Source organism: Reyranella humidisoli (assembly GCF_019039055.1).
GTDB classification, from domain to species: Bacteria; Pseudomonadota; Alphaproteobacteria; order Reyranellales; family Reyranellaceae; genus Reyranella; species Reyranella humidisoli.
In genome coordinates, this window is record NZ_JAHOPB010000001.1 from 1,240,656 (window position 1) to 1,259,123 (window position 18,468).

19 protein-coding genes are annotated in these 18,468 nt (G+C 66.8%); 5 read left to right on the plus strand and 14 right to left on the minus strand.

Features of this window, described 5'->3' with window-relative positions:
• Window positions 1-48 precede the first annotated feature (48 nt).
• The 5 genes from KQ910_RS06020 to KQ910_RS06040 all read right to left on the minus strand — a co-directional run bounded on the left by KQ910_RS06020 (window position 49) and on the right by KQ910_RS06040 (window position 5,544).
• Complete coding sequence (locus KQ910_RS06020; RefSeq protein WP_216963635.1) at window positions 49-1,506, minus strand: ABC transporter ATP-binding protein; 1,458 nt, start codon at window positions 1,504-1,506, stop codon at window positions 49-51.
• Between the two features lie 50 nt (window positions 1,507-1,556).
• Window positions 1,557-2,240 carry a biuret amidohydrolase gene (biuH, locus tag KQ910_RS06025; protein ID WP_216957563.1) on the minus strand — a complete coding sequence of 228 codons (684 nt, stop codon included), beginning with the start codon at window positions 2,238-2,240 and terminating at the stop codon, window positions 1,557-1,559.
• 8 nt (window positions 2,241-2,248) lie between these two features.
• Window positions 2,249-3,175, minus strand: coding sequence for an ABC transporter permease (locus KQ910_RS06030; protein ID WP_216957564.1), 927 nt, complete (start codon window positions 3,173-3,175; stop codon window positions 2,249-2,251).
• A 2-nt stretch (window positions 3,176-3,177) separates the two neighbouring features.
• Window positions 3,178-4,233 (minus strand): ABC transporter permease, encoded by a 1,056-nt coding sequence (locus KQ910_RS06035; protein ID WP_216957565.1) that lies wholly within the window; start codon window positions 4,231-4,233, stop codon window positions 3,178-3,180.
• A gap of 198 nt (window positions 4,234-4,431) precedes the next feature.
• Entirely contained in the window at window positions 4,432-5,544 is a 1,113-nt protein-coding gene (locus tag KQ910_RS06040) for a BMP family ABC transporter substrate-binding protein (RefSeq protein WP_216957566.1), read from the minus strand.
• Window positions 5,545-5,754: 210 nt separating this feature from the next.
• On the opposite strand from KQ910_RS06040, the gene KQ910_RS06045 reads away from it, so the two are divergent.
• Window positions 5,755-6,414, plus strand: a complete 660-nt coding sequence (locus KQ910_RS06045) for a GntR family transcriptional regulator (RefSeq protein WP_229600339.1) — start codon at window positions 5,755-5,757, stop codon at window positions 6,412-6,414.
• A 63-nt stretch (window positions 6,415-6,477) separates the two neighbouring features.
• On the opposite strand, the gene KQ910_RS06050 is transcribed toward KQ910_RS06045, so the two are convergent.
• Genes KQ910_RS06050 through rph form a run of 4 tightly spaced genes read right to left on the minus strand, consistent with a single transcriptional unit; the run spans window position 6,478 to window position 9,825 of the window.
• Window positions 6,478-7,344: a transporter substrate-binding domain-containing protein gene (locus KQ910_RS06050; RefSeq protein ID WP_216957568.1), complete on the minus strand. Its 867-nt coding sequence runs from the start codon at window positions 7,342-7,344 to the stop codon at window positions 6,478-6,480.
• Complete coding sequence (gene hemW, locus KQ910_RS06055; protein ID WP_216957569.1) at window positions 7,341-8,495, minus strand: radical SAM family heme chaperone HemW; 1,155 nt, start codon at window positions 8,493-8,495, stop codon at window positions 7,341-7,343. The genes KQ910_RS06050 and hemW overlap by 4 nt, the downstream gene beginning before the upstream one ends.
• Window positions 8,492-9,106 carry an RdgB/HAM1 family non-canonical purine NTP pyrophosphatase gene (gene rdgB / locus KQ910_RS06060; RefSeq protein ID WP_216957570.1) on the minus strand — a complete coding sequence of 205 codons (615 nt, stop codon included), beginning with the start codon at window positions 9,104-9,106 and terminating at the stop codon, window positions 8,492-8,494. Before rdgB ends, hemW begins: the two co-directional genes overlap by 4 nt.
• Complete coding sequence (gene rph / locus KQ910_RS06065; RefSeq protein WP_068200264.1) at window positions 9,106-9,825, minus strand: ribonuclease PH; 720 nt, start codon at window positions 9,823-9,825, stop codon at window positions 9,106-9,108. Before rph ends, rdgB begins: the two co-directional genes overlap by 1 nt.
• A 135-nt stretch (window positions 9,826-9,960) precedes the next feature.
• On the opposite strand from rph, the gene hrcA reads away from it, so the two are divergent.
• Window positions 9,961-11,064 carry a heat-inducible transcriptional repressor HrcA gene (gene hrcA, locus KQ910_RS06070; RefSeq protein ID WP_216957571.1) on the plus strand — a complete coding sequence of 368 codons (1,104 nt, stop codon included), beginning with the start codon at window positions 9,961-9,963 and terminating at the stop codon, window positions 11,062-11,064.
• Window positions 11,065-11,105: 41 nt separating this feature from the next.
• Here the strand turns inward: hrcA and KQ910_RS06075 are convergent, their stop codons facing one another.
• Complete coding sequence (locus tag KQ910_RS06075; RefSeq protein ID WP_216957572.1) at window positions 11,106-11,717, minus strand: L,D-transpeptidase family protein; 612 nt, start codon at window positions 11,715-11,717, stop codon at window positions 11,106-11,108.
• A gap of 52 nt (window positions 11,718-11,769) precedes the next feature.
• On the opposite strand from KQ910_RS06075, the gene KQ910_RS06080 reads away from it, so the two are divergent.
• Window positions 11,770-12,471 carry a fumarylacetoacetate hydrolase family protein gene (locus KQ910_RS06080; protein WP_216957573.1) on the plus strand — a complete coding sequence of 234 codons (702 nt, stop codon included), beginning with the start codon at window positions 11,770-11,772 and terminating at the stop codon, window positions 12,469-12,471.
• 87 nt (window positions 12,472-12,558) lie between these two features.
• On the opposite strand, the gene ypfJ is transcribed toward KQ910_RS06080, so the two are convergent.
• Window positions 12,559-13,506 (minus strand): KPN_02809 family neutral zinc metallopeptidase, encoded by a 948-nt coding sequence (gene ypfJ, locus KQ910_RS06085; RefSeq protein ID WP_216957574.1) that lies wholly within the window; start codon window positions 13,504-13,506, stop codon window positions 12,559-12,561.
• Between the two features lie 65 nt (window positions 13,507-13,571).
• Between ypfJ and KQ910_RS06090 the strand changes: the two genes are divergently transcribed.
• Together KQ910_RS06090 and KQ910_RS06095 are read left to right on the plus strand one after the other, a co-directional pair.
• Window positions 13,572-14,393 carry an exodeoxyribonuclease III gene (locus tag KQ910_RS06090; RefSeq protein ID WP_216957575.1) on the plus strand — a complete coding sequence of 274 codons (822 nt, stop codon included), beginning with the start codon at window positions 13,572-13,574 and terminating at the stop codon, window positions 14,391-14,393.
• A gap of 12 nt (window positions 14,394-14,405) precedes the next feature.
• The gene (locus KQ910_RS06095) at window positions 14,406-14,651 is read left to right on the plus strand and encodes a GlsB/YeaQ/YmgE family stress response membrane protein (protein WP_216957576.1); all 246 of its coding nucleotides are present in this window, start codon (window positions 14,406-14,408) and stop codon (window positions 14,649-14,651) included.
• Here the strand turns inward: KQ910_RS06095 and KQ910_RS06100 are convergent.
• Genes KQ910_RS06100 through KQ910_RS06110 form a run of 3 tightly spaced genes read right to left on the minus strand, consistent with a single transcriptional unit; the run spans window position 14,648 to window position 18,351 of the window.
• The gene (locus KQ910_RS06100; protein ID WP_216957577.1) at window positions 14,648-15,136 is read right to left on the minus strand and encodes a class I SAM-dependent methyltransferase; all 489 of its coding nucleotides are present in this window, start codon (window positions 15,134-15,136) and stop codon (window positions 14,648-14,650) included. The two genes, KQ910_RS06095 and KQ910_RS06100, sit on opposite strands and share 4 nt — an antisense overlap.
• A 25-nt stretch (window positions 15,137-15,161) precedes the next feature.
• Window positions 15,162-15,611: a cyclic nucleotide-binding domain-containing protein gene (locus tag KQ910_RS06105; RefSeq protein WP_068200279.1), complete on the minus strand. Its 450-nt coding sequence runs from the start codon at window positions 15,609-15,611 to the stop codon at window positions 15,162-15,164.
• A gap of 19 nt (window positions 15,612-15,630) precedes the next feature.
• Window positions 15,631-18,351 (minus strand): ABC transporter ATP-binding protein, encoded by a 2,721-nt coding sequence (locus KQ910_RS06110; protein WP_216957578.1) that lies wholly within the window; start codon window positions 18,349-18,351, stop codon window positions 15,631-15,633.
• Window positions 18,352-18,468: the final 117 nt, after the last annotated feature.

Genomic DNA, 18,468 nt, shown 5'->3' on the forward strand with positions numbered 1-18,468 from the left:
AGGATCCCTCGCTGCGCTCGGGATGACACAAGGAGGTATCACTCGTCATCAATGCCCCGCCATGGCGCGGCCGATCGCGCCGACATCGGCGCTGGCGGCGTCGGTTTCGAGCGCAAGCTTGCCGTCGAACATGACGACGATGCGGTCGGAGAGCTGCAGGATCTCGTCGAGATCCTCGCTGACCAGCAGTACGGCGGCGCCGCGATTGCGCGCCTGGACGATACGGGCGCGGATCTCGGCGACGGCGGCGAAGTCGAGGCCGAAGCAGGGATTGGCCACGATCAGCAAATCGCCTTCGCTCGACAGTTCGCGCGCCAGCACGGCGCGCTGCACGTTGCCACCGGACAGACCGCGGATGGCCGCGTCCGGTCCCGGCGTCTTCACCTTGTAGGCTTCGATCAGCTTGCGCGCGGTCTCGCGCATCGGACCGCGCTTGAGCCAGATACCATTCGACGAGGAAGGCGGCTGGTCGAAAGAGCGCAGCGCGATGTTCTCGGCCACCGACATGTCGGCCACGCAGGCGTTGCGCAGCGGCTCCTCAGGCAGGCAGGCGATCCTGTGGCGGACCATCTCGGGGCGCGTGGCGGTGTAGACCTCGCCATGCACCAGCATCTCGCCGGCCTCGGCGTCGCGCTGGCCGGCCAGGGCTTCCACCAGTTCGCGCTGGCCGTTGCCCGACACGCCGGCGATGCCGACGATCTCGCCGGCCCGGATGTCGAGCTTCAGGTCTTCGACGGCGAGCTGGCCGACATTGTCGGCGACGGAAAGGCCTTCCAGCTTCAGCACCGCCTTGCCCGGAGCCCGCGCCTCGCGTTCGACCACGGTGCGCGTTTCGCGCCGGCCGACCATCATCTCGGCCATCATGTCGTTGTCGAGTTCGCTGGTCGGCCTGGTGCCGATGAGCTGGCCGCGGCGCAGCACCGTGACGGCATCGCAATAAGTGTTCACCTCACGGAACTTGTGCGTGATGGTGACGATGGTGATCTTGCCATCGTTCGTCAGCTTCTTCAGCGTCGTTAGCACCTCGTCGGCCTCGTCCGGCGTCAGCACCGAGGTCGGTTCGTCGAGGATCAGCAGGTTTCGCTTGAGGTAGAGCTGGCGAAGGATCTCGCCCTTCTGCTTCTGGCCGGCCGCGAGATCGGCGACGGGCGTGTCGATCGGCACGGTGAACGGCGTCGTCTCGAAGAACGACTTGAGCGCCCGCCGCTCCGCCGCCCAGTCGATCACGGCCGGCAGGTCGCCGCGCGACAGCACGAAATTCTCCAGCACGGTCATGTTCGGCACCAGGGTGAAGTGCTGATAGACCATGCCGAGTCCCAGCTCGTGTGCCTGGCGTGGATGGGCGATTTCGACCTCGTGGTCGTTCAGCAGGATCTGGCCCAGGTCGGCGGCGTAGTAGCCCATCGCGCACTTCACGAGCGTGCTCTTGCCCGCGCCGTTCTCGCCCAGCAGCGCATGGAAGGCGCCGGCCTTGATCTTCACCGTAACGTCGTCGAGCGCGGCCATCGCGCCGAAGCGCTTGGTGAAGCCGATCAGCTCGAGGGACGGCGCGGTCGTCACGCGATTGCCTTCAGGACTGCAGCCGAATTGGCGACGGCGCCGAACACGCCACCCTGCATCTCGACCATCTTCAGGGCGGCGGCGTGGTTGCCGGGATCGGTGGCGCCGGTGCAGTCCTCCAGGATCAGGCACTCGAAGCCGCGGTCGTTGGCTTCCCGCATCGTGGTGTGGACGCAGACATCGGTGGTGATGCCGGTCAGCACCAGATTGTCGATGCCGCGCGTGCGCAGCATCAGTTCGAGGTCGGTGGCACAGAACGATCCCTTGCCCGGCTTGTCGATGATCGGCTCGCCGGCGATCGGCGCGAGATCGGGAATGATCTCCCAGCCCGGCTCGCCGCGCACCAGGATGCGACCGCAGGGTCCGGGATCGCCGATGCCGGCGCCGATCTGCTGCGACCGCCAGCGCTTGTTGGGCGGCAGGTCGGAAAGATCGGGCCGATGCCCTTCGCGCGTATGGATCACGGTCCAACCGGCCTTGCGCGCGGCGGCCAGCAGCGTCTTGATCGGCTCGATGGGCGCGCGGGTCAGCGACAGGTCGTAGCCCATCTTGTCGACATAGCCGCCGACGCCGCAGAAGTCGGTCTGCATGTCGATGATGACCAGCGCCGTGTTGTCGGCGCGCAGCGCGCCGTTCCATGGCCAGGCGTAGGGGCGGGACTCGATGTGGGTCTTGCTCATGGCGGCTCCTACTTGACCGCGCCCAGCTCGGCCGGCGCGCCGCGGACGCTGCGCGCGGGCGAGCAGGTGGCGATCATCAGGGCGAGGGTAAGGACATAGGGCGCGGCGCTGAAAAGGTAGTAGCCCTGGGTCACGCCGACCGACTGCAGCGCGGGGCTGATCGCGCCCGCCGCACCGAACAGCAGCGAGGCCCACAGGCAGCGGATCGGGTCCCAGCGCGCGAAGATCACCAGCGCCACGGCCATCAGGCCCTGGCCGCTCGACAGGCCTTCGTTCCAGCTTCCGGGATAGTAGAGCGACAGGAAGGCACCGCCGATGCCGGCGAAGGCGCCGCCGACCGCCGTCGCCAGCAGGCGGACGCGGGCCACCGAGGCGCCAATGGCGAGGGCGGCGTCGACGCTCTCGCCGGCGAGCCGGACGATCAGGCCCCAGCGCGTGTTCTTCAGCGCCCAGGCCAGAGCGAAGGCGAGCAGGATGCCGAAGATGAAGAGCGGATTGACCTGCAGCGCCTGCTGCACCTGCGGGATGCTGCTCCACCCGCCGAGGTCCAGCGCGCCGAGGTTGGGCGCCTTGGGCTGGATGTAAGGCTTGCCCAGGAAGAAGGCGAGGCCGGTGCCGAACAGCATCAGGCCGATGCCGGTGGCGATGTCGTTCACCTTGGGCAGCTGGCAAAGCACCGCATGCAGGGCACCCAGCATCAGGCCGACACCGGCCGCGACCAGCACGCCGAGCCACGGCGAGCCGCTCAACAGTGCCGTGCCGTAGGCGCTCATCGCGCCCATCATCAGCGTGCCCTCGAGGCCGAGGTTGATGCGGCCGCTGCGCTCGGTCAGGCATTCGCCGAGGCTCACGAAGATGAAGGGCGTGCTGACGCGGATCGCGCCCGCCAGCATCGCCAGTGGCACGCCCCAGAAGCCGATGTCGCTGCCGTCCATGCTCAGCGTCCCTCCACGGCCCGAAAGCGCCACAGCCAGTTCCACGAGCGGCCGTACAGCGTCTCGCTTGCCAGGATGCAGACGAAGATGATGCCCTGCAGCACGACCACCGCGGCGTCCGGCAGGTCGAGGCGGCGTTGCAGCAGGCCGCCGCTGGCGCCGATGCCGCCCAGCAGGATGGCGACCGGGATGATGGCCAGCGGATGATGACGCGCGAGGAAGGAGACCAGGATGCCGGTGAAGCCGTAGCCGACCGCCAGCGAGGCATTGGCCTTGCCGTGGACCGCCGCCACCTCGACCATGCCGGCAAGGCCTGCCGCCGCGCCGCCGGCGAAACAGGCGATCAGCACGTAGCGGCCGACATTGAGGCCCATCATGCGCGCGGTCTTCGGGTTGCCGCCGATCACCTGCATGGCGAAGCCGAAGGTGGTGAAGCGCTGCACGACGTAGCAGATCACGCAGGCCGCGATGCCGAGCGCCAGGCCCCAGTGCACGTCGGAGCCGCCGATCGTTCCCAGCATGTTGGCGTCGCCGATCGGGTGGGTCGACGGCTTGTTGAGGCTCGACGGGTCGCGCAGCGGGCCTTCGACGAAGTGGTTCATCAGCGCGATGGCGATGTAGGTCAGCAGCAGGCTGGAGATCGTCTCGTTGACGCCACGGTACTGGCGCAGGCCGCCGGCCAGCGCGATCCATGCGCCGCCCGCGATCATCGCCGCCGCCGCCATGGTGAGCTGTGCCACGAGCGGACCGGAGCCCGAGACGGCGACACCCGCGGCCGCGGCCGCGACGCCGCCCAGAACCAGCGCGCCTTCGTTGCCGATGATGATCAGCCCCAGCCGCGCCGGCAGCGCCGTGCACAGCGCCGTCAGGATCAAGGGTGCTGCGCGCGTGAGCGTGTTCTGGAAGGAGAACCAGCTCCCGAACGCACCCTGGTACATGAGAGCATAGGCCTCGAACGGATCGACGCCCGCATAGAGGATCAGCAGCAGGCCGAAGATCACCGCCGACGCCAGCAGGGCCAGCGCCGAGACGGCGATGCGTTCGAAGGCGGTGCCCATGGTTACTCGCGGCTGACGTGAAGCGAAGGATCCCTCACTTCGTTCGGGATGACACTATTGTTGGGATTTGCGCAGTGCGCCGATGCAGCAAATGGTGTCATCCCGAACGAAGTGAGGGATCCTTGATTCATATGCGATGGCCCTGCCGTCATACGGGGGATGAGAAGAGTTGCTCGTCTCACGCGTGCGCGGCGTCCGTCAGGACGTCGCGCCGATCACACCCTCGACCAGGTAGTTCATGCCCTCGAGGACCGGCTCTGTCTGGGTGTAGGCGGTGCCGCCGGCGATGACGGTGTTGCCCTTGTTGTCCTTGAGCGGACCCTTGTAAATGGCGAAGCTGCCGTTGAGGATTCCGGTCTTCACCTCGTCGACCTTGGCCTTGGCGGCATCCGACACGGCCGGTCCGAACGGCGAGGTGCGGACATAGCCTTCCTTGAGGCTGCCGCGCACGAAGTTGCCCGGGACGCCGCCCTTCTTCATCGTCTCGACGAAGTCGACGTATATCTTCTCCCAGTTCCACTCCGCGCCGGTGAGGTAGCCCTTGGGCGCGAGCTTGGCCTGGTTGGTGTGATAGCCGCTGGTGTAGATGCCGGCACGCTCGGCGGTCTCGATCACGACCTTCGGGCTGTCGACATGGCAGGTCACGACGTCGACGCCCTGCGCGATCATCGAGTTGGTCGCCTCGGCTTCCTTGACGGGCAGCGACCAGTCGCCGGTGAAGATCACCTGGGTGGTGGCCTTCGGGTTCACCGACCGCGCGCCCATGGTGAAGGCGTTGATGTTGCGCAGCACCTGGGGGATCGGCTTGGCGGCGACGAAGCCAAGCTTGCCGCTCTTGGTGGTCATGCCGGCGACGATGCCGGCGAGATACTGCGCCTCGTCGATGTAGCCGAAGTAGCTGCCGGTGTTCATCGGGTTCTTGGCCTGGTTCCACAGGCCGCCGCAGTGACGGAACTGGATCTTCGGATACTTCGCCGCCATGCGCAGCATGTGCGGGTCGAAGTAGCCGAACGAAGTCGGGAACAGGAGCGTGGCGCCGTCGAGGTTGATCATGCTCTCCATCGATTTCTCGACGGCGACCGTCTCGGGCACCTTCTCTTCCTCGACGACCTTCACGCCGGCCATCTTCTTCAGGACGGCCGCGCCCTCGGCGTGGGCCTGGTTGTAGCCGTAGTCGTCGCGCGGGCCGACATAGATGAAGCCCACGACCAGCGGCTTCTGCGCCATGGCGCCGCCTGCCAGCCCGAAGGCCGCCGCGCCCGCGGCGCCGCCGAGAAGCGCCCGCCGGCCGATATTGAACTTGTCGATCATCGAACGTCCCCCTTGCTCGCTCGGGCGTCGCGGCCCGTAGGGGAAACAGCAAGTGGTGTGCCATGCCTCGGAGGCGCCAAAAGCAGGCAAATCCGGAAAGAAGAGGCACTTTGCCCACCTCAATTGTATGCAATTTCATCGCCATGCATTCTTTTTGGGCATGACTGAGTGCACAATCCGCTTTGGCATCCATCTTGTATGCAAATGGGCATGCGCACCGACCCCAACCCGACCCTGGCCGACAAGCTCGCCACCGCCATCGCCGACGGAATCCTGAACGGCACGCTGCCGCCCGGCGAACGGCTCGACGAGGTGGGACTCGCCGAACAGCATGGCGTGTCCCGCACGCCGGTTCGGGAGGCGCTCCGACAGCTCGCAATGAGCGGCCTGATCGACATGCGGCCGCGCAAGGGCGCCATCGTTTCCAAGGCCACACCCGAGGAGATCGAGAGCCTGTTCGTCGCGATGGCCGAGATGGAGGCAACCTGCGCCCGCCTCGCCGCGATGAGCATGACACCGATCGAGCGGCGGCGTTTGCAGGCACGCCACGAATCGATGGTAGCGCTGGCCGCGGCCGGCGAGACCGAAGCCTATTCCGACGCCAACGTTGCCTTCCATTCGGCGATCTACGCCGGCGCCCACAATGCGCCGCTGGCGGAATATGCGATGAGCCTGCGCCGCCGGGTCGGCCCCTTCCGCCGCGCCCAGTTCCGGATGGACGGCCGCCTGCTGCGCTCGAACCAGGAGCACGACGCCGTGGTGCGCGCGATCCTCTCCGGCGACGCCACCGGCGCCCACGCCGCGATGATCCATCACGTCAGTCTGGTGGAGGATGCCTTCGAAGCCTTCGCGGCGATCAACGCGGCTTGATCAAAAAGCTCTCCTCCCCTTTCAAATGGGGAGGAAAGCTGAAACCAGAAGCGTGTCCGCCGCTCAGTTCAGCGCGAACGGGAAATACTTTTCGCTGAGCTTCTTGTAGGTGCCGTCGGTCATCATCTCGCCGAACGCCTTGTTCAGCGCCTCGCGCAGCTTGACGTCTTCCTTGCGCAGGCCGGCGGCGACGCCCACGCCCAGGGTCTGCGTGTCCTTGATGTCCTGGCCGACCAGCTCGCAGCACTTGCCTTCGGGCTTCTGGCTCCACAGCCAGAGCTGCGCCTTGTCGCCGAACACCGCGTCAACCTCATCGTTGGCCAGCGCGACCAGCGCCTGGGCCACCGAGTCGTAGCGCCTGAGCTGGGCGGAGCGGCGGAAGCTCTTGTCGGCCCAGTCGGCGTGCATGGAATCGCGCTGGATGCCGATGCGCTTGTTGCGCAGCAGCGACGGCGGTCCGTCGAACGGGGCGCCCTTGGCGGCGATGAAGGCGCCGGGCGAAAGGTAGTAGCGGCGCGACAGGCCCATCCGCTGGCGTCGCTCACGCGTCACTTCCATCGACGACATGATGATGTCGAACTTCTTGTCGATCAGCCCTGGGATCAGCTGATCCCACTTGAGCGCGATGAACTCGCACTCCGCCTTGATGCGCTGGCAGGCTTCCTGCGCCAGCTCCATCTCGAAGCCCGCCGGCATGCCCTTGCGGTCGAGATAGTTGAAGGGCGGGAAGGCTCCCTCGGTGGCGATCGTGATCTTGAACGCCGGTGGCGTGAACGGGGATTTGGGGCCGGGCTTGCCGGCAGGCGCCGCCGGCTTGGCGGCCTGTGCGGGCGGTTTCGCCGGCGGCTTCTGCGGCGCCGGCTGTGTCTGCTGCGCGGACGCGATGCCCGTCATGGCCAGCAGCGCGATGAGACCGAACATGAGCCTCATGCGATCAGCCGCTCCAGCAGCGCGTTGAGGCGTTGCCGTCCGTCCAGCGTGGCGCGCAGGTGCGTGGCGTCGATCTCCAGGAAGCCCGCCCGAACGAGCGGTTCGAGCCGCGCCGCGTCGAGCGCGTCGACCGGATCGGCGCCGGCGACGGACGCAAAGGTGGCGCGGTCGATGCCGCCGGCCAGCCTCAGTCCCATCATCAGTGCCTCCTCCACCAGATCCCGTCCCTCGACCGTCGACGTCTCGGCCGTGCCGTGGCCCGTCCGCTCGACCGCTTCCAGCCAGGCTTCCGGGCCGCTCGACCGCCGGGTCGCCTGCTTGGCGTTACCGACGGCGAAGCGGCCGTGCGCGCCCGGGCCGATTCCGACGTAATCCTGATACCGCCAATAGATCAAATTATGGCGGCAGGCAGCCCCCGGTCGCGCGTGGTTGGAAATCTCGTAGGCCGGCATGCCGGCACGTTCGAGTCGCGCCTGTGTCTGCTCGAACATCGCGGCGGACGCTTCCTCATCCGGCAGCACGAAGTTTCCGCGCGCATGATCGGTGAAGAAGCGCGTCCCGCGCTCGATGGTGAGCTGATAGAGCGACAGATGCTCGCCGGCGAGCGCCAGCGCGCGCTCCAGCTCCTCCGCCCAAGCCTCCGGCGTCTGGCCGGGCCGCGTGTAGATGAGATCGAAGGAGTGGCGTGCGAAGTGGCGGCGCGCGGTGGCGAGCGCTTCCAGCGCCTCGTCGGTCGAGTGTTCGCGGCCGAGGAATTTCAGAGACGCTGTGTCGAGCGCCTGTACGCCCAGCGAGACGCGGTTGACGCCGGCCTCGGCCAGTGCGGCGAAGCGGCCGGCCTCGACCGAGGTCGGGTTGGCTTCCAGCGTGATCTCGATCTCGGGCGCGCTGTCCCAGAGCTCGCGCGTGCGCGCGATCAGCGCGGCGACGGTCTCGGGCTCCATCAGCGAGGGCGTCCCGCCGCCGAAGAACATGGTCTCGACCCGCCGGCCCGGCGCCTCGCGCGCGGCATGCTCGAGCTCGCGCAACAGCGCCGCGCGCCAGCGCGCCTGCTCGACGCCGTCGCGGACGTGGCTGTTGAAATCGCAGTAGGGGCACTTCGACTTGCAGAAGGGCCAGTGGACATAGACGCCCAGAGGCGCCGGGCTCATCCGAAGCAGGCCTCGACCATCATCCGGAAGGCGCGGCCGCGATGGCTGATGGCGTTCTTCTCGGCGTCGGACATCTCCGCCGTCGTGCGCGTGTCGCCGGCGGGCTGGAAGCAGGGGTCGTAGCCGTGGCCGCCGCTGCCGCGCGGCGGCCAGACGATCGCGCCGTCGAGCGTGCCGTGGAACAGCTCGACATGCTCGTCGGGCCAGGCCAGCGCCAGCACGCAATGGAAGGTGGCGCCGCGCGCGGCGTCGGTCTTCGGCACGTTACGGGCGGCCAGCTCGTCCTGGATGCGGCGCATGCCGACCATGGCGTCGCGTGTCGGCCCTTCCCAGTCGGCCGTGTAGAGACCGGGCGCATGGTCGAGCGCGTGCACGCTGAGGCCGGAATCGTCGGCTAGGGCCGGCAGGCCGCTGCCGCGCGTCGCCGCCAGCGCCTTCAGCGTGGCGTTCTCCTCGAAAGTCGTGCCGGTCTCATCGGGGGCCGGCAGGCCGAGATCGGCCGCCGAGACGATCTCGACGCCGAACGGTGCCAGCATGGTGCGGATCTCGCCCGCCTTGCCGCGATTGTGGGTCGCCACAACGAGCTTCGGCAGGACGAAGCGGCGGGCCATCAGTCGAGCCCGACCGCGGCGCGCTGCAGCTTGCTCAGTTCGCCGATGCCCTTCTTGGCGAGCTTCAGAAGCTCGAGGAACTGATCTTCCGAGAACGGATCCTGCTCGGCCGTGCCCTGGATCTCGACGATGCCGCCCTTGCCGGTCAGCACGAAGTTGGCGTCCGCTTCGGCCTTCGAATCCTCCGGATAGTCGAGGTCGAGCACGGCCGTACCCTCCCACAGGCCGCACGAGACCGCCGCCACCTCGCCGCTCAGCGGATTGGCGGCCAGCTTGCCGTCCTTGATGAGACGCTGGAAGGCGAAGTGCAGCGCCACCCAGGCGCCGGTGATGCTGGCGGTGCGCGTGCCGCCGTCGGCCTGCAGCACGTCGCAGTCGATGTTGATCTGGCGCTCGCCCATGGCCTGCAGATTGACGACAGCGCGCAGCGAGCGTCCGATCAGGCGCTGGATCTCCTGCGTGCGGCCCGATTGCTTGCCGCGCGCGGCCTCACGGTCCGTGCGCGTATGGGTCGAGCGCGGCAGCATGCCGTATTCGGCTGTCACCCAGCCCTTGCCGCTGTTGCGCATCCACGGCGGCACCTTCTCGTCGACCGAGGCGGTGCAGAGCACATGGGTGTCGCCGAACTTGACCAGGCATGACCCTTCGGCGTGACGGGAAAAACCAGGTTCCAGGGAAACCGGGCGAAGCTGGTCGGGGGCGCGGCCTGAGGGGCGCATGGATTTCTCCTGAGGGATGAGCGGCCGGTGTGTAGCGCCCGGAAGAAGGCGAATCCAGCCGCCATCCGGTGTTTAGGGTCCGATTGATGGGCTGGCTTCATTGACCCTGCTGTCTGCACTACCTACATTTTTTCCATGGCGATCCACCGCATCGGCATTCCCGGGGGCGCCCTTGCCGATTCCCCGACAGGACAACGCGCCGCCTCCGTGGCGGAGCTGAACGAGCGTGCGCGCGAGGTGCTGCGCCATGTCGTGGAAGCCTATGTCGAGACCGGCGAGCCGGTGGGCTCCCGCGCGCTCACCCGCAAACTCACCGAGACGCTGTCGCCGGCGACCATCCGCAACATCATGGCCGACCTTCAGGATGCCGGGCTGCTCTACGCGCCGCATACCTCGGCTGGCCGCCTGCCGACCGATGCCGGGTTGAAGCTGTTCGTGAACGGCCTGCTCGAGGTCGGCAACGTCTCGGAGGAAGAGCGCGAATCGATCGAGGCGCGCTGCGCCCCGTCGGGCCGCAGCGTCACCGAGGCGCTGGAGCAGGCGACCACGATGCTGTCGGGCCTGTCGCGCTGCGCCGGCCTCGTGATGGCGCCGAAGACCGAGCAGCCGCTGAAGCATATCGAGTTCGTCAACCTGGGCCCCGGTCGCGCGCTGGTCGTCACGGTGACGCAATCGGGCCATGTCGAGAATCGCGTGATCGACACGCCGCTCGGCATGCCGCCCTCGGCCCTGACCGAGGCCAGCAACTATCTCAACGCGCGCCTGAGCGGCCGCACCTTCGACGAGGCGCGGCGGCTCATCCTCGAGGACATCAAGCTGAAGCGGGCCGAGTTGAACGATCTGACCGCGCGCGTGATCGAGTCCGGTCTCGCGACATGGTCCGGCGAGCCGGGCGGCGGTGCGCTGATCGTGCGCGGCCAGGCGCGACTGCTCGAGGACATCACGGCGATCGAGGATCTGGAGCGCGTGCGCATCCTGTTCGATGCGCTGGAGCGCGGCGAGAGCTTCGTGCGCCTGCTCGAACTCGCCAACACCGCGTCGGGCGTGCAGATCTTCATCGGTGCCGACAATCCGCTGTTTGCCAACACCGGTTGCTCGATGGTGGTGGCGCCGTTCCGCGATTCTCAGGAGCGCATCCTCGGCGCCATCGGCGTGATCGGCCCGACGCGCCTCAACTATGCGCGCATCATCCCGCTGGTCGATTACACCGCGCGTGCGATCGGGCGGATGGTCGGCTGATTCATATTCCTCTCTCCCGCCAGGGGGAGAGGCGGAAGAGCTCACCAATCCTTGTCGTCGAAATCCTCGAACTGCTTCATGCGCTCATCTTCCTCCGGGCGCGGCGCGGCCTCCTCGTTGGCGGCGTGTGAGAGGACGCGCAGGCGGGTGTCGCGGGTGAGGAGCGGCAGCAGCTCCAGAAGATCGTCACGGGAGAAGGCGACGCAGCCTTGCGTGCCGGCGTAATCGTCGCGCGCGATGTGGAGGAAGATGGCGCTGCCCCATTCGCCCTCGGGCGGATCGTCGTTGTAGCCCACCACGACGACGAGATCGTAGAGCCCGTCCTCGCGCCACATCTTCTCGGCGCTCCACTCGTTGGGGATATTGACCAGCCGGTTGTAGGTCGGCGAACGCGGGTCGTCGCACCAGCCGTCATGCTCGCCGATCGGCCGCGCCGGCAGGGCGACTTTCGGCAGGACCACCAGGTCGTTGCGGTAATAGATCCGGCGCAGCGGAAATTCGCCGACCGGGGTGGCGGAATCGCCCTCGACCTTGTCCTCGCGGATGCCGCCTGCACCCACGGTGCAACGCCAGCGCCGCTCGCCCAGAGTGGCCCATCCCAGGGAAGCGTCAGCCGAATCGGCCTGTACGATCAGCACATTCTCGTCGGTCATTGCCCAGTACTCCGGTGCCCTTCATAAAGGCACGCTCTTGAGGGAGAAAGCGATGGCTTATGTCGTTACGCCGCCGGCCACCGTCGGCGTGCCGGTCCACGGAACCGGCGATCTGTTCCCGGTGCGCCGCATCTTCTGTGTCGGCCGCAACTACGCCGCCCATGCCCGCGAGATGGGACACGATCCCGACCGCGAGCCACCCTTCTTCTTCACCAAGCCGGCCGACGCGATCGTGATCTGCGCCGACCCGAAGAACCCGACCAAGGTGGCTTACCCGCCCGCCACCAAGAACCTGCATCACGAGATGGAGCTGGTCGTGGCGATGAAGTCGGGCGGCGCCGACATCCCGGTCGAGAAGGCGCTGGAGCATGTCTACGGCTACGGCGTCGGCCTCGACATGACTCGCCGCGACCTGCAGAACCAGGCCAAGGACATGGGCCGCCCGTGGGACATGGGCAAGGGCTTCGACCAGTCCGCCCCGATCGGCGAGATCTATCCGGCGGCCAAGATCGGCCATCCCGCCAAGGGCACCATCCAGCTCGATGTGAACGGCAAGACCCGCCAGAAGTCGGACCTCAATGCGCTCATCTGGAGCGTGCCCGAGACGATTTCCTACCTGTCCGGCCTCGTCGAACTCGCCGCCGGCGACCTGATCTACACCGGCACGCCCGATGGCGTGGCCGCGGTGGTGAAGGGCGACACGCTGTCCGGCTTTGTCGACGGCTGCGGCACGGTGACGTGCGTGCTGGTGTAGCGCTGGGGCGCGCGTTCTTATCCGTTCTGCACGGTGCGGGCTCTCGCGCTTGTGAAAGCGCTGCCGCCCGCCACAACTCTAGCGAAGCTAGAGTTGTTGGGCCCTGAACGTATCGCACTGGCGGGGATCACCCGTCTCCAGACCCTTGCGGAACCAGCGCGCGCGCTGCGCACTGGTGCCGTGGGTGAAGCTGTCGGGCACGACGCGGCCCTGGCTCTGCTTCTGTAGCGCGTCGTCGCCGATCGCGCTGGCGGCGGCCAGAGCCTGGTCCACGTCCTTGTCGTCGATCATCTTGCCGCCGCGCTGCTTGTCGGCGCGATTGGCCCAGACGCCGGCGAAGCAGTCGGCCTGGAGCTCGGTGCGCACCGACAGCGCGTTGCTGTCACGCTTGCTCATGCTCTGGCGCATCTGCTGAACCTTGCTCGAGATGCCGAGCAGGTTCTGCACGTGATGGCCGACTTCGTGCGCGATGACATAGGCCTGCGGAAACTGGCCGGGCACGCGGAAGCGGCGCGCCAGCTCGTCGAAGAACCCGAGGTCGAGATAGACCCGCTGGTCGGCCGGGCAATAGAAGGGGCCCATCGCCGCCTGTCCGACGCCGCACTCGGTGCGCGTGGCGTCGCGGAACAGGACCAGCTTGGGGTCGCGATACTGGCGGCCCATGTCGCGGAAGATGTCCTGCCAGACATCCTCTGTGCTCTTGAGCACGCGCGACACGAACTGGCTCTCGGCGTCGCCGGCCGGCGCCTGCGTGCCCGGCGTGCGGCTGGCCGAGGAGGAGGGAGGCGCCGGCATGGAGCTCGAGGTGCCGCCCCCGCCGCCCGCGATGTCGCTCAGGATGGCGCCCGGATCGGCGCCCATGATCATGGCGATGACGACGAAGGCCACCAGGCCGAAACCGCCCTTGAACAGCCCGCCCCCGCCGCCGCCCATCGGGATGGGAAAGCCGCCGCCGCCCAATCCCCCGCCGCCGAACCCGCCGCCTTCGCCGCGGCGATCCTCAATGTTGTTGCTCTGGTCGCCATCCATCTGCATGGCAGGTCTCCTTGGTCGAGATGTTCCCGACGAGATCGTCTCCGGATCGTCTATAGTGCCCGGCGATGAGTCTCACCATTGCGACCTGGAACATAAACTCGGTCCGGCTGCGGATCGAAAACGTCGAACGGTTCGTGAAGTTGCGCAAGCCCGACGTGCTGTGCCTTCAGGAGACCAAGTGCCCGGACGAGTTCTTCCCGCACGAGGCCTTCGAACGGATGGGCTACACCCACCGCTTCGTGCAGGGGATGAAGGCCTATAACGGCGTGGCGATCCTCTCCAGGGTGCCGTTTGCCGCCGGCAACATCCACCACCGGTGCGGCAAGGAGGATTGCCGGCATGTCGAGGTCGCCCTGGACGTCGGGGGCGATCCGATCCTGCTCGACAATCTCTACATCCCGGCCGGCGGCGACATTCCCGACCCCGACCTCAACGTGAAGTTCGCGCACAAGCTGGATTTCTACCGCGAGATGGCGGCCTGGTATGCCGAGCGCAAACCCGGTCCGCGCGCCCGCAAGGGCCTGCGCCGCATCACCGTGGGCGACCTCAACGTGGCGCCCCTGGAGCACGACGTGTGGAGCCACAAGCAGCTCCTCAAGATCGTCTCACACACGCCCATTGAGGTTGAGCTGTTCGGCAAGCTCCAGGCGTCGCTCGACTGGATCGACGTGCCGCGCAAGTTCGTACCCGAGAACGAGAAGCTCTATTCATGGTGGAGCTACCGCAACAACGACTGGCGTGTGTCCAATCGCGGGCGCCGGCTCGACCATATCCTGGCGAGCCCCGCTCTTGCCGGGGCGATCCGCAGCCACCACATCGACGCGGACTTGCGCGACTGGGAGAAGGCATCGGACCATGTGCCGGTGTCGGCGACGTTCGAGGTCTAGGGGGAGCCCGCCATGCTGCAGATAATCTTTACCATCCTGATCGGCTTCGTCGTCGGTCTTCTCGCCCGCTGGATTGGTCCCGGCGGAATGATCCAGGGCTTCTGGGTCACCGTTCTGATCGGCGTCGCGGGCTCGGTGATCGCCACCTATGGCGGTCAGGCGCTCGGCCTCTATCGCGCCGGCCAGCCAGCTGGGTTCATCGGCTCCGTCGTCGGCGCCATCGTGCTGCTGGCACTGGTCCAGCTCTTCGGCCGCTAACGCACGCGGTAAAGAAAGTACCGGTCCTTCGGCACGCCCGGAGGCTCGGGCAGACGCTGCCAGCGCGCGACGTCGAGCGACTGGTTCGCCAGCACGTAGCCGCCCGAGGCTGCCAGACGGTCGAGCGCCGGCCCCAGCCACCTGCCCATCGCGACGTTCGCTTCGTGGTCGCCGGTGCCGAGATCGGTGTGGATCAGCGCGGCCGTTGCGCCGAGCTTTCGCGCTGCTTCGTCGATCGTCCGGTCGGCATCGCCGAGGAACAACCGGTCGTCGGGCGGGATGCAATCGGGATGGGCGGCGACCTTGCGCTCGAACACATAGATGTCCCGAGCCGGAAAGAGCTCGCGGAGATGGTCGTAGGTGCGGCCGTTGCCCAGTCCGACTTCGAGGATCGGGCCGGGCACGGCATCGACCATGGGCTTGAGGAAATTCAAGGCATCGCGCTGTGCCTGCATGCGCGCGATGAAACTGTCGAGACGGCTCATGACGATACGATGACTCTTCGAACGCTCAGGCGGCCCTGGTGGCGGCGCGCAGCTTCTGGTTGGTGTCTTCCAGGCGGTGGGCCAGCTCGCGCATGATCTCGATCGCCATCTCGGGGAATTCCGCGACCAGGCGATAGAACATGTCCTTGGTGATCTTGAGCGTGGCGAGCGGTTCCTTGGCCTTGATCGTCGCGGTGCGTGGAACGTCGCACAGGATGGCGATCTCGCCGAAGAAGCTGTTGCGCTTCATCTCGGCCACCGCGATCTGGCCGCTCGGCGTATCGATCAGCACGTCGGCGGTCCCGCCCAGGATGACGTACATCGTGTCACCCGGATCACCCTGGTGACAGACTTCCTGGCCGACGGCGAAATTCACCCTCTCGCTGGTGAAGGCCAGAAGTTTCAGTCTCGCCTGCTCGACCTTCGAGAAGATCGGCACGCCCTTCAGCAGCTCTACTTCTTCGTTGAGGTTCATCGTGTCCTCCTCGGTGCGCTTACGCCGATGCCATGAGCTCGGCGTAGAGCCCGCCTTTAGCCGCCAGCTCCGACGGCGATCCCTGGGCAACCACGCGGCCGCCCTGCATGACGACAATCGTTTCAAACGGTTCGGCCTGGTTGGGCCGGTTGGCGATCCAGACCACACCGCGATTGCTCTCGGTCGCGCAGGCCAGGACGTTGTCGCGGATGCGGTCCTGGGTGCGGCCGTCGAACATGGCGACCGCCTCGTTGACCACCATCAATTCGGGACGCTTGATCATCGCCCGGGCGATGCCGAGCTTCTGGCGCTGCGTCGAGGGCAGTCGCTTGCCGCCGACGCCCACATTGTATTCCAGGCCGACCTCGATCACCGAATCGCGGAGGCCAAGCTCGTTGAACACCTGGGCGATCAGGGTCCCGATGCGCGCCTCCGCCTGTGCCTGCCCATAGACCAGGCGGCCGAACAGGATGTTGTCCTGCAGGGTGGCGGCACTGTTGTACCGTTCGAAATCGTAGAACTCGACGGCGTCCCGCAGGTTGGCGGGCAGGTCGTCGGCAAAGGCACGCCGGGCACCGAGGATGCGCTCCTCCATCGCCGCGTCGATCAGGCCGAGGCGATGGCGCGCCTCGATGTAGCGGAACGGCAGGGTCATCAGCCGGATGCGGTCCGCTTCGGGCACCGCCTCAATGCCCTTGCCGCCGAGACGTTGCAGCAGCAGGCGGACGTTGGGCAACTCGTCCGCGGAGATGAAGCTGTACTGCTCGAACAGTGGATTGTCGGGCGACAGGCCCGAGAAGAGTTCGACCATGGTCTCGGCGATGCTGAGGCCCATCCGCTGCAGGTCGAGGTCGAGCCCGGTCTTCTTCAGCACCGACATCACGTAGGGATCGGTCGCGAGGTTGTCGCCGTCGAACTGCTTGCCGAGCGCGGTGCCGAACAGCAGGTTCTCGGCCACCGACAGGTTCTTGTTGTAGTGGTCGTCGTTGAACGGCTCGACGAGGCCGGCATAGGTGCCGTCCTGCAGGTGTTCGTGCAGCGTATGACGGGCCTTCAGGATCTTCCCGGCGAGGTCGGGCCGTGCCGCCGCGTCGATCGTGCCGCGCAGGCCCAGCGAGTAGATGTCCTCGTCCAGCTCGACCTGCTTCAGCACCCGCACCATGCAGGGCAGCAGGTCGGCCGGGCCGGTGGCGCCCGCCAGCTCGTAGTCGACCCAGTCGGCATTGGGATCGAATGCCGGATTCCCGGCCCGCTCCGACTCCTTCCAGAAGGATTCGCGCAACGCCCTGGTCGCCTCGTCGTAGGTGGCTGGCAGTACCGGCCGGATCTTGAGGCCGAACAGCAGGTTGTCGCGGACCGACAGCGGGAACAGGTAGGTGTCCTGGCCGACATAGGCCAGGCGCGAGCCGATGACGTACTCCGGCAGCTGGAAGAAATCCTTGCCGTCGATGCGGATCGAGCCGCTGCTGGGCAGCGTCTGGCGCGCCAGCACATAACCCAGGACTTCCTTGCCCGAGCCCGAGCCGCCGATCACCGCCACGCGGCTCGTGGTCGGCAGGGTGAGCGAGACGCTGTCGAGCTGCTTGACCCGGCCGTCCTCGGAAACCACCACGCCGACCAGCGCCAGCTCCTTGCCGAGCGGCGGCGGCGGCCCATCGGGGATCGCCTGCAACTCGGGCGGCATCATGCCTTCGGGCTGGAACTGGTCGATCACCTGCTCGTACTTGATCTGCACGTCCTGGCGCTGCTGGTCCCAGTCGATCAGCTCCTTGATCGGCGACGGCAGGTCCTTGTAGGCGAGCAGCACGCCGACCACGGCACCGACGTCCATCTGGCCAGTGATCGCGAAGTAGCCGCCCACCAGGTAGATCGCGAACGGCGTCGCCTGCGACAGGATGTTGTTCCAGAACTTGGCGACGAACTTCTTCTGGTAGAGGTCGAAGCGGATCTTGAAGATGCGGCCGAGCCGCTCGGAAATGTCGGCGCGCTCGTAGTTGGCGGCGCCGTGGACGTGGATCTCGTGCACGCCGTCGGCGGTCTCGGCGATGCGCCCGGCAAGCTGGCGAGCCGAGATCTGGCGCTGGCGGCCCAGCACCAGCACGGGCTTCCGAAGGCGCGGGATAATCGCCATCTGGACCGCCAGCAGCACGATCACGATGATCCCGAGCAGCCAGTTCTGCATCATGATGAAGATGATCGCCGTCAGCGCCTGGCCGCCCAGGAACATCGGCTGCACGAAGGCGTCGCCAATGAAGCCTCCCAGGGGCTCGACCTCGTCCTTCACCATGGTCGCCAGTTCGGCCTGCTTGACCTTGCGGAAGTGGGCCGGCGGGAAGCGCAGGATGCGGTCGTAGAGTTCGTAACGCAGGCGGCGCAGCATGCGCTCGCCCATACGGCCCTTCTGGGTGTTGATCGTCTTCTTGAACAGGCCGTTCACAACGACTGCACCCAGGAAGACGAAGCTCATGACCACGAGGTACTGGAGCTGGTCGACCTGGAAGCCGTCGAAGAAGCGGATGACCTTGCCCGGGAGGATGGCGCTCAGGTCGAGTTCCCAGACCAGGAACGGTATGGTCTTGCTGTCCTTGAACGCGTTGCCCTGGATGCCGTTGTTGATGACGGATTTCGGCACCGTCAACGACATGAAGTAGAAAACCTGGGCCAGGACCACCAGCAGCAGGATCACGACCTGTTCGGGCCGGCTGTGCCGCCAGATGTAGGAGAAGAGGCTGCGTTCCATGAATCCTGCGTCGCCGCGATCGCGACTCTCCCTATAGGCGATCAGTCCCTTGATTACATTAGATATTTTCCCGGTTGTCGCACCGGGGGTTCGCGCCATCGCCGGCTTGTGGCATAG